Origin of the sequence: Asticcacaulis sp. (assembly GCF_020217185.1) — a bacterium.
Lineage (GTDB): Bacteria > Pseudomonadota > Alphaproteobacteria > Caulobacterales > Caulobacteraceae > Asticcacaulis.
The window spans coordinates 1-10,000 of the sequence record NZ_JAIWNX010000262.1; the positions used below are offsets into that span (position 1 = coordinate 1).

Annotated in this window: 8 protein-coding genes; all 8 read left to right on the top strand. The window is 65.4% G+C overall.

Annotation, left to right across the window (positions count from 1 at the left end; genetic code table 11):
- Positions 1–282 (top strand): metallopeptidase TldD-related protein (locus LDL37_RS13185; protein WP_290799155.1); only part of this gene is annotated, 282 nt, incomplete at its 5' end.
- Positions 283–357: 75 nt separating this feature from the next.
- Entirely contained in the window at positions 358–1,101 is a 744-nt protein-coding gene (locus LDL37_RS13190) for a DUF4159 domain-containing protein (protein WP_290799157.1), read from the top strand.
- A gap of 48 nt (positions 1,102–1,149) precedes the next feature.
- Entirely contained in the window at positions 1,150–2,133 is a 984-nt protein-coding gene (locus LDL37_RS13195; protein WP_172961219.1) for a MoxR family ATPase, read from the top strand.
- A 4-nt stretch (positions 2,134–2,137) separates the two neighbouring features.
- Entirely contained in the window at positions 2,138–3,037 is a 900-nt protein-coding gene (locus tag LDL37_RS13200) for a DUF58 domain-containing protein (RefSeq protein ID WP_290799160.1), read from the top strand.
- Positions 3,037–4,170, top strand: coding sequence for a BatA domain-containing protein (locus LDL37_RS13205; protein WP_290799162.1), 1,134 nt, complete (start codon positions 3,037–3,039; stop codon positions 4,168–4,170). Before LDL37_RS13200 ends, LDL37_RS13205 begins: the two co-directional genes overlap by 1 nt.
- Positions 4,167–6,275, top strand: coding sequence for a DUF4175 family protein (locus LDL37_RS13210; protein ID WP_290799164.1), 2,109 nt, complete (start codon positions 4,167–4,169; stop codon positions 6,273–6,275). Before LDL37_RS13205 ends, LDL37_RS13210 begins: the two co-directional genes overlap by 4 nt.
- Entirely contained in the window at positions 6,272–8,020 is a 1,749-nt protein-coding gene (locus LDL37_RS13215) for a hypothetical protein (protein WP_290799166.1), read from the top strand. The genes LDL37_RS13210 and LDL37_RS13215 overlap by 4 nt, the downstream gene beginning before the upstream one ends.
- 112 nt (positions 8,021–8,132) lie before the next feature.
- A complete protein-coding gene (locus LDL37_RS13220; RefSeq protein ID WP_290799168.1) occupies positions 8,133–9,923 on the top strand; it encodes a histidine kinase famiy protein in 1,791 nt (596 codons plus the stop codon).
- Positions 9,924–10,000 lie beyond the last annotated feature (77 nt).

Sequence of the window (10,000 nt, forward strand, 5' to 3'; positions counted from 1 at the left end):
GGGATTTTGGTCACCCGCACCTGGTATATCCGTATGGTCGATCCGCAGACGGTCCTTCTGACCGGCCTGACGCGTGACGGCACCTTCTATATCGAAAACGGCCAGATCAAGTATCCGATCAAGAACTTCCGCTTCAACGAGTCGCCGGTCATCATGCTCAACAATATCGAAGAGCTGGGTAAGCCTGTGCGCGTCGGTGACGATGAATCACCGTTCGTGATGATGATCCCGCCGATGAAGCTGCGTGACTTTACCTTCACGTCCTTGTCGGATGCGGTGTAGTTGCAAACATCCCCTCTCCCTTGAGGGAGAGGGTGGCGCAACGCGCCGGGTGTGGGGGAGGTCAATAGACTCGGTATGCCGTCTGTGACTCCCCCCTCACCCCAGCCCTCTCCCTCAAGGGAGAGGGGGCTGAATCGTGCGGCGTTTCTGTCCCTGCTCGCCGGGGGGGTGGCGGCGGCGCTGGCGCGTCCGGCGCAGGCGGCCAGCTATGATTTCTGGTTCACGCGCCTGAAATACGCCTCCGGTGACTGGGACGTCGATCAGCGTATGCCGGCCAATCTGATCACCTCCCTGATCGACTATACGACCCTGCGCGTCGATCCGAAGGAGCACGTGATCGACCTGTCCGATCCGAAGATGCTCAGCGCGCCCTTCTGCTATCTGGCCGGGCACAAGCTGGTCGATTTCAGCCCGGCGGAGCGGCGCAATTTCGAGACCTACGTGAAAAATGGCGGTTTTGTCTTTGTCGATGACTGCAATCACGACATTGACGGCCTGTTCGCCAAGTCGTTCGAGCGGCAGATGGCGACGATCTTCGGCCCGCAGGCCCTGAAAAAGCTACCCAATACGCACGCCATTTATAAGAGCTTTTTCCAGTTCGACGGCCCGCCCAACACCTCGTTTGAGCTGAACGGCTGGGGCGACGATCTGGTGCACGACTATCTGAAAGGCATAGAGATCAATGGCCGTCTGGGCGTCCTCTATTCCAACAAGGACTATGGCTGCGAATGGGACTACGACTGGCGCAACAAGCGCTTTCTGGCCGAAGACAATACCAAATTCGGCGTCAATATTGTGATTTATGCTTTGTCGAGTTGAGACGTCAGACGGCCTTCGCGTCCGGGGCCGGATTATGGGGATTATGATATGTCGATCAGTGAAACCGAGATCAGGGAAAGGCTGGCCCGCCTGGGTCACCTGCGTCAGGCCATCGCTCAGGCCATTGTCGGTCAGGCCGATGTGGTCGAGCAACTGCTGATCGGGCTTCTGGCCGGCGGGCATTGCCTGCTGGAAGGCGTGCCGGGGCTGGGCAAGACGCTGCTGGTGCGCTCATTGGGGCAGGCGCTGGAGCTGCAATTCCGCCGCGTGCAGTTCACCCCCGACCTGATGCCCAGCGACATTTTAGGGACCGAACTGCTGGAGGAGGATCACGGCACCGGCCATCGCCATTTCCGTTTTCAGCCGGGGCCGGTCTTTACCAACCTGCTGCTGGCCGACGAGTTGAACCGCACGCCGCCCAAGACGCAGGCCGCCCTGCTGGAGGCCATGCAGGAGCGCACCGTGTCCTACGCCGGGGTGACGCACACCCTGCCGTCGCCCTTCTTTGTGCTGGCGACGCAGAACCCGCTGGAGCAGGCCGGGACCTATCCGCTGCCCGAAGCGCAGCTTGACCGCTTCTTGCTGCATATCCGCGTCGATTACCCGACGGAATCCGAAGAACACGATATCCTGCGCCAGACGACGGGCGCGGGCGGCGGGGCCGTGCCCAAGGTGATGGGGGCCGAGGACGTGCTGGTGCTGCAAAAGCTGGTGCGCGATGTGCATGTGGGCGAAGACCTGCTGCGCTGGATCACGCGACTGGTGCGCGCCACGCGGCCGGGTGAGGGCGCCCCGCAGGCCGTCAACACCTATATCAAATGGGGCGCAGGGCCGCGCGCCGGGCAATCTCTGGTGCTGGCGGCCAAGGCGCGCGCCCTGTTGCAGGGGCGGCTGGCGGCCACGCGCGAAGACGTGATGGCGCTCGCCGCCCCCGTCATGCGCCACCGCCTGCTGATGTCCTTCGCGGCGGAGGCCGAGGGCGTGGCCCCCGATACGGTCGTGGCCGCAATCTTGAGCGCCGTAAAGCTCTGAGCGCATGGTGTATGACCCGATCCCTCCGGAGGTGCGCCACAGGCTGAAAGGCCTGCGCCTGTTCGCGCGTCGCGCGTCCGGGGCGTCGGGGATCGGGCTGCACGCCTCGCGTTCACGCGGGGCTGGGCTGGAATTTGCGCAGTACCGCGCCTATGAGCCGGGCGACGAACTGCGTCAGATCGACTGGAAGCTCTATGCGCGCTCGGACAAGTTTTTCGTGCGCGAATCTGAGCGCGAAAGCCCGCTCAGGGTGTGGATCGTGCTCGACCTGTCGGCGTCGATGGGGCAGTCAGATGCGGCGAAACCCGGTTGGAGCCGCCTTGAGGCCGCCAGGGCCATGGCGGCCTGCGTCGGCGAACTGGCCCTGCGTCAGGGGGATGCCTTTGGCCTGATCACCCTCAGCGATCGCGGCGTGGCCGTGGTCGAGGCCGCGGCGGGGCTGAAGGCGCGCGACCGTCTGCGGCTGGAGTTGTTCAAATTGAAGCCCGAGGGCGGGTTTCCGTCACTGGCGCAGTTATCGCCGGTGTGGTGTCGTATCCGCGCGCAGGACATGGTCATGGTGTTCAGCGACGGCTTTGATGAGGGCTGCGCTGAGCTGATGACGCGCCTGTCGGCGGCTGGGCGCGACGTGCTGATGGTGCAGACCCTGACGGCCGAGGAGCGCGATTTTCCGTTTCAGGGCGGCTATCGTTTCGATGATCCTGAAGGCGGGGCCGAGGTGCTGGGCGACGGCAAGGCCCTGCGCGCTGATTTTCTCAAGCGCTTTGCCGCCGCCCGTCAGGCCTTTGAGGCGCGGCTGTTCGCGGCGGGGGTGCGGCACACGCACTACTGGCTGGATGAGCCGGTGGATGCGCCATTGTGGCGACTCTTTGGCCAAAAACCATCAGGAAAGGAGACGGTCTGATGCCCGCGCTCCTGTTTCCGTTAGGTCTGGCGGCCCTGCTGGCCGTGGTCGTGCCGCTGGTCATCCACCTGATGCGGCGCGACGAGCTGCGTCCGCTGGTCTTCGCCGCCCTGCGCTGGCTCGATCCGCGCCCCAAACCGCGCCAGCGTATCCGGTTCAGCGAATGGCCCTTGCTGTGGGTGCGGTTGTTGCTGATCGCGATGCTGGCCCTGCTGCTGGCGCGGCCCGTTCTGACCGCGCCGCTTAGCGATAAGCCCTATGTGGCTGTGGTACCGGGGGCTGATCCGAAGGCGGCGCAGCAGGCGGTAGGGGAAGACGCCGAGGCGCATTGGCTGACGGCGGGTTTTCCGCGCTTAAGCGACACACCGGGGGCGGTAGGCGAGGTGAGCAGCCGTCTGCGGCAGCTCGATGCGCAACTGCCGCAAGGGGTGAAGCTGACCGTGGTGGTGCCGCAAACCCTGCAAGGGGTGGATGCGGAACGCCCGATCCTCAGCCGCACCGTCGATTGGCGCATCGTGGCAAGAGCCATGCCCGCCGCTAAGTCTGTGGCGACAAAGCTGCCCGTCCTCAGCCTGCGCTATGCGCCGGACCGCGCCGCCGATGTGCGGTGGTTCCGCGCCGTGTCTGCCGCCTGGCAGACGCCGTTCGAAGCCGCAGGCGCGGATGCCGCTCTGCCGCCAAAGGATCGGGTTTTGGTGTGGCTGGGCAGTGGCAACGTCCCGCCTGCCGTCAGGGCGCGCGTGAAATCCGGCGGAACGGTCCTCGTGGGGGCGCAGACGGTCTTGCCAGCGTCACCGCAGCGCCGTGTCGTGTGGCGCGATGCCACCGGCGCACCGTTGATGGAGGCGCAGGGCGAGGGGCGGGGAGAGTGGCTGCGCCTGACGCGGCCCCTCCGTCCGGCGGTTTTTCCGGAATTGCTGGAGCCGACCTTTCCGGATCAACTGGCCGCCGTCCTCAGTCCGCCGCCGTCACCGGCGCGTGTCGAGGCGCGCGATTTGATCCCGGTCGTGGGGCGCTCCATTTTCACCCGACCGTCTGAGGAACTGACGCCGTGGCTAGCCCTGCTGGTGGCTGCGCTGTTTCTCATCGAACGCCTGCTGGCCACCGCCGCCCGCCGGAGGGCCGCGCCATGACACCTCAGCGCTTTACCGGCCCGGCACGTTTGCGCAGCCTGTTGAACGACGGGCTGACGGCCCTGCCGCTGATCGCCGCGGCTGCCTTTGCGGGTTGGGCCGTGGGCGCAGAGGTGGGGCTTTTGATGACCCTGTGCCTCGGCCTGTTCGTTGCCTTCGGGCTGGCGGTCTGGCGATTGCAGCGCTTTGACCGCGCGTGGGTGATTGCGGCGCTCAATGCTCGCCGCGTGGATATGGAAGACAGTGCCGATCTGCTGTTTGCGCGCGCCGAAGACCTCAACCCCTTGCAGGCCCTGCAAAAGCAACGCTTGATCGAGCGCCTGCCGTCTCCGGCGGTGCTGACGCCCTCGTGGCGCTGGAAGCCGGTGGGGTTTTCACTGGCGGCGGGGGGGGCCATCGCGGCCCTGACGGCGGCGCTTGTCTGGTGGCCGCAAATTCGCGTGACGCCGGATGCGCCCAGACACGCTGAAGCGGGCGCGCCCAAACTGATCTCCGCCGAGGTCACCGTCACCCCGCCCGCCTATACGCGGCAGGTGGCACACCGCGAAACGACGCTCGATCTCAAGGTGCCGCAAAATACCCGGCTGACTTGGCGACTGCGCTTTGCGCCGGACGCCGCCAATGTGCGGCTGGTCTTCCACGATGGTCAGAGCGTGGCCCTGCGCCGCGAGGGCAACGCATGGACCGCTACCCTGAGCGCGGAGCGATCGCGGCTCTATCGCCTCGCTGCCGATGGCCTGCCGGCGCAACCGCTGCATCGGCTGGAAGTCACGCCGGATGCGCCGCCAAAGGTCGAGGCCGTCCTGCCCGACCGCGCCCTGACTCTGGTCACGCCGGGCCAGACCCAGTGGCCGCTGGTCTTTGCCGCCAGCGATGATTATGGCGTCGCCCCCACCGCCGAATTGCGCATCATTCAGGCGCAGGGGCAGGGCGAAAACATCACCTTCCGCGAACGGACAATGACCTTAAGCGGCATTGGCGGCGCGAACGATAAGCGCTTTGCCACGCGGCTCGACCTCAAATCACTCGGTTTTGCCGTGGGTGACGACCTGATCGTGCAGTTGACGGTGCACGACAATCGTGCCCCGTCGCCGCAGGAGGTGCGCTCCCCCAGCCTGATCCTGCGCTGGCCGTCCGATCTGGGGGCCGAAAGCACGGGGCTGGAGGCGCTGGCGCGCCAGACCCTGCCGGCTTATTTCCGTAGCCAGAGGCAGATCATTATCGACATCGAAGCCCTGCTGAAAGAGAAGCCGCGCCTCAAACCCGATACCTTCCTCAGCCGCTCCGACTCCATTGGCGTCGATCAGCGCCTGCTGCGCCTGCGCTACGGGCAGTTTCTGGGCGAAGAGGCCGAGGGCGAGCACGAAGCGCCGCCGGGCCTTGAAGCGGGGCATTCCGAAAACGACGGCCACGATCATGGGGGACATGATCATGGAGGGCAGGCTACGAAACCCGATGCCGCACCGGTGTTTGGTGACGGCGGCAATGTGACGGCGGAGTATGGCCATACGCACGATGAGCCCGAAGCCGCGACCCTGCTCGATCCGGAAACGCGCGCCACGCTGAAAAAGGCGCTGGATGAGATGTGGCAGTCGGAACTGCATTTGCGACAGGGCAATCCGCAAACCGCCCTGCCACACGCCTACAAGGCGCTGGGCTACATCAAGGAGGTGCAGCAGGCGACGCGTATCTTCCTGTCGCGCGTCGGGCCGGAACTGCCGCCCATCGACAACAACCGTCGCATGACCGGTAAGCGTGAGGGCATTGCGCCCGTGCCCTTCGCGGTGACGGCGGCCCCGTCGCCCGATGCCCCCGTCGTGGCCCTGTGGACGGCTTTGGGCGAGGCACCGGGGGCGAAGACCGATCTGCCGCTGGAGGCGCTCGATCGCTGGCTGCGTGCCAATGAAGGCCGGGTCAGCGATCCGCTGTCACTGCTGGCGGCGGTCGAGGCGGTGCGCGCCGATCCCGGCTGTGCCGCGTGCCGTCAGACGCTGCGGGGGCAGTTGTGGCGCGTCCTGACCCGCCCGCCCGCCGGTGTCGCGCGCCGCCCGGCGGTGACGGCGTCCGGTGGCCGCTATCTGGATGCCCTGGAGCGACCGAGATGACCCCGTCTGTGATCGTGGCTTTGATGCTTCTCATGGCCGTGGGTTTATCCACGGCGCGGCTGGTCCTGTGGTGGCGAAAGGCCGATGTGGCCGAACGCTCCCTGCCGCGGCTTGTGATCCTTCTGGCCCTGACGCCGGTGTCGGCGCTGTTGCTGTATCTGACCCTGTTTCCGCCGCGTCTGGCCGCCGCCCCCGGCACGCTGATCGTTGCCACGCGCGGCGCACAGGCGGTCGATGCGCAGGCGGGCGACCGCGTCGTCGCCTTGCCGGAAGCGCATGTGCCGGGGGCTGAGCGCGTGCCCGATCTGGCCACAGCGTTGCGCCAGCACGCCGAAGCGACGCGGTTGACCGTCGTCGGCGAAGGCCTGACGCCACGCGACCGCCCGGCGGTCGAAGGGCGGGCCCTGCGTTTTGTGCCGTCAGCCCTGCCGCGCGGTGTGGTGCGCCTCGATACGCCGGAGCGGGTGGCCCCCGGTGCCGCGTTTCAGATTGGCGTGACGGTCAATGGGGTGAAGGGGGGCGTTGTCGAACTGCTCGATCCGGCAGGCGTGGTGGTCGATACGCAAACGCCGGATGCCAGCGGTCTGGCCGTCCTCACGGGCACGGCCAAGGCGGCAGGGCCGGTGTCTTTCACTGTGCGGGTGCGTGATGCCACAAAAGCTGTGGTGGAAACCGCCGAAGCGCCGGTGTGGGTCGATGAGGCGCTGACGGCGCAGGTGCGGGTGATTGGCGGCGCGCCGGGGCCGGAGATCAAATATCTGCGCCGCTGGGCCGCTGATGCCGGTATCGACATGCAGGCGCAATTCGCGCTGGGCGGCGGTGTGGCGGCGGGCGATGCGCCTCAGCCCCTGAATGCCGCCACGCTGAGCCAGACCGATCTGCTGGTCATAGATGAGCGTGGGTGGGACGGATTGGGCGACGGTGGTCGCGCCGCCGTGATCAGCGCCGTGCGCGGCGGTATGGGCCTGTTGCTACGGCCCACAGCCCTGCCGTCGGAAGCGACGCGCGCCCAGTGGGCCGCGCTGGGCCTGCGGCTTAGCGGCACCGGTGATCCGGAAACGGTGACCCTGCCTGTGCCTTCGGGCAGCGAGGACAAGGCCCCCACCGTGACGCGGCTCAACCTGCGCCTCGACAGCGCCGATGCCGTGCCGCTGGCCGTGGACAATAAGGCCCAGCCTCTGGGCTTGTGGCGGGCCGAAGGCCGTGGGCGGGTCGGCCTGTGGAGCGTGACCGACAGCTTCGCCCTGACGCTCAGCGGCGAGGCCGGGCGGCATCAGGCCCTTTGGAGCGGCCTCTTTTCAACTCTCGTTCGCCGTTCAAATGCCGCCCTGCCGACCGTCACCGCAGGCCGAGTGCATCAGCGCGTCAGCCTGTGCGGCCTGAGCGGCACGGCCGAGGTGCTGGACCCGCAAGGCGGCCTTAGCCACCCCGTCCTCGATATGGCCACGGGGGAGGCGCGTTGCGCGGCCGTCTGGCCCACGCAGGCCGGGTGGCATGTGCTGCGCGTGACGACCTCAGATACGGTGCAGGCCGTGCCTTTCCACGTCCTGTCGGACAAGGCCTTGCCGGGCGTACAGGCGCTGGAGGCGCGCGAAGCCACTCAGGCTCTGGTGGCTGACGATGCGCGACCGGCAGAAGCAAACGGCGAGGGCCGTCGCGGCGCCGCCTGGCCGTGGTTCCTCGGGTGGCTGCTGGTCAGTGGTGTGTTGTGGGCAGTGGAACGAAGCCGTCGTCCTCTCCCCTGATCCACATCTCAGCGGCCGCGACTCATATTTTTTTCTTATCTCCATCCGGTCAGAACGAAACACAGAAAGAAGTGTAACGCCCGGATTTGTTTGGAGTCCGGCGGATGGATATATGTCGGACGATCATACCCCCAAAAACGCGCCCCACGCCGGTTTAGACCGTCAGACCCTGCATGATCTGAATAATATGTTCGGTGCGGCCAAGGGCAGCCTGCAACTGATGCAGATGCGGCACAAGGACGACCCGAAAAGCCTGCGTATTGCCGAGACAGCGTTGCAAAGTCTGGAAAACGTTCAGAGCTTTGTATTCGAAAAGCTGGCACATGTGGATAGACGCGACACCGAAGGCGGTATTTCGGATTCGCCTGAACGCATAGCGGCACGCCACGGCGTCGTGGGGTCGAGCGACCGCCACGACCTGTTTTTTGCCGCCATCGAAATGACGCGGATGCCGATGATCGTCACCGATCCCAACCGGCCCGACAACCCCATCGTCTTTGCCAATCAGGCCTTCCTCAACACCACAGGCTACCAGATGGATGAGGTGCTGGGGCGTAACTGTCGCTTCCTGCAAGGCGAGGGGACCGATCCGCAAATGATCGCTAACCTCAGCCGTGCCATCCGCGACCGCACCGACATTGCGGTGGAAATCCAGAACTTCCGCAAGGACGGCACGGCTTTCTGGAACGCACTGTTCGTCAGCCCTATCTTCAACCGCGACGGCAAGCTGCTCTATTATTTCGGCTCGCAGCTCGATGTTACCCGGAGGCGCGAGGCCGAAATGGCGCTGCGCCGGGCGCAAAAGATGGAGGCCATCGGTCAGCTCACCGGCGGTATTGCCCACGATTTCAACAACCTGCTTCAGGTGATCATCGGCAATCTTCAGATGGCGCGCACCGTCACCGAACAGCCGGAAAAGCTCAATCGCCACCACGAGGCGGTGATGCAGGCGGCTCAGAAGGCGCGCGTCCTGACGCAGCAATTGCTGGCCTTTTCGCGCAAGCAGCCGCTGGAGGCGCGCGTTGTCAATCTCAACCGCGTGGTCAGTGAGCTGAATGACCTGCTGTCGCGTACCCTGGGCAGCTTTATCGAGATCGAGCTTGATCTGGACCCCGATCTGGCCAATGCCCGTATTGATACGGTGCAGCTTGAAATGGCGCTGATCAATATTCTCGCCAATGCGCGCGACGCCATGCCCGAAGGGGGGCGCGTGACGATTCGCACCGCCAACCGCTCCGGACCGGAGGGCGATCAGGTCGAATTGTCGGTCAGCGACACCGGCGAAGGGATGCCGCCGGAAGTGTTGAGCCGCATCACCGAACCCTTTTTCACCACCAAGGAGGTGGGCAAGGGGACGGGGCTGGGGCTGGCTCAGGTCTATGGCTTCGTGAAGCAATCGGATGGCGGCTTTGAGGTCGATAGCACGCCGGGTCAGGGCACCACGATCCACCTCTATTTTCCGCTGGTGTCGGGCGCCGATGACAAGGTCCCGTTGCCTGAGCGCACCTCTCAGACGCGGGGCAAGGGCGAGCGCGTCCTGCTGGTCGAAGATAATCGCGAAGTACGTGAACTGGCCTGCGCCATACTGGAGGCCGATGGCTACGAGGTGGTGGCGCGCGAAAACGCTTCGGCGGCGCTCGACTATCTCAAAGGGCCGGATGGGGTGGACCTTCTGTTCACCGACATCGTCATGCCGGGCAAGATGAACGGCGTCGCCTTGGCCAAGGAGGCGCGGCAGTTGTTTTCCGACCTGCCGATCCTGATTACCACGGGCTTTGCCGACGATGTGCACGGACACACCAATGCGCGTGAGTTTGAAACCATCTACAAACCCTACATGCCCGACGAACTGTCCACGCGGGTGCGCGGCGTGCTGAATCGCAAGGACGATCACGGAGGCTGACCGGCTCTTTTCGGAGTGTGGCGCGAATGTCGCACCTTCTGTAAGCGCTTACATGATGAATTGACAGCGCTGTTGTA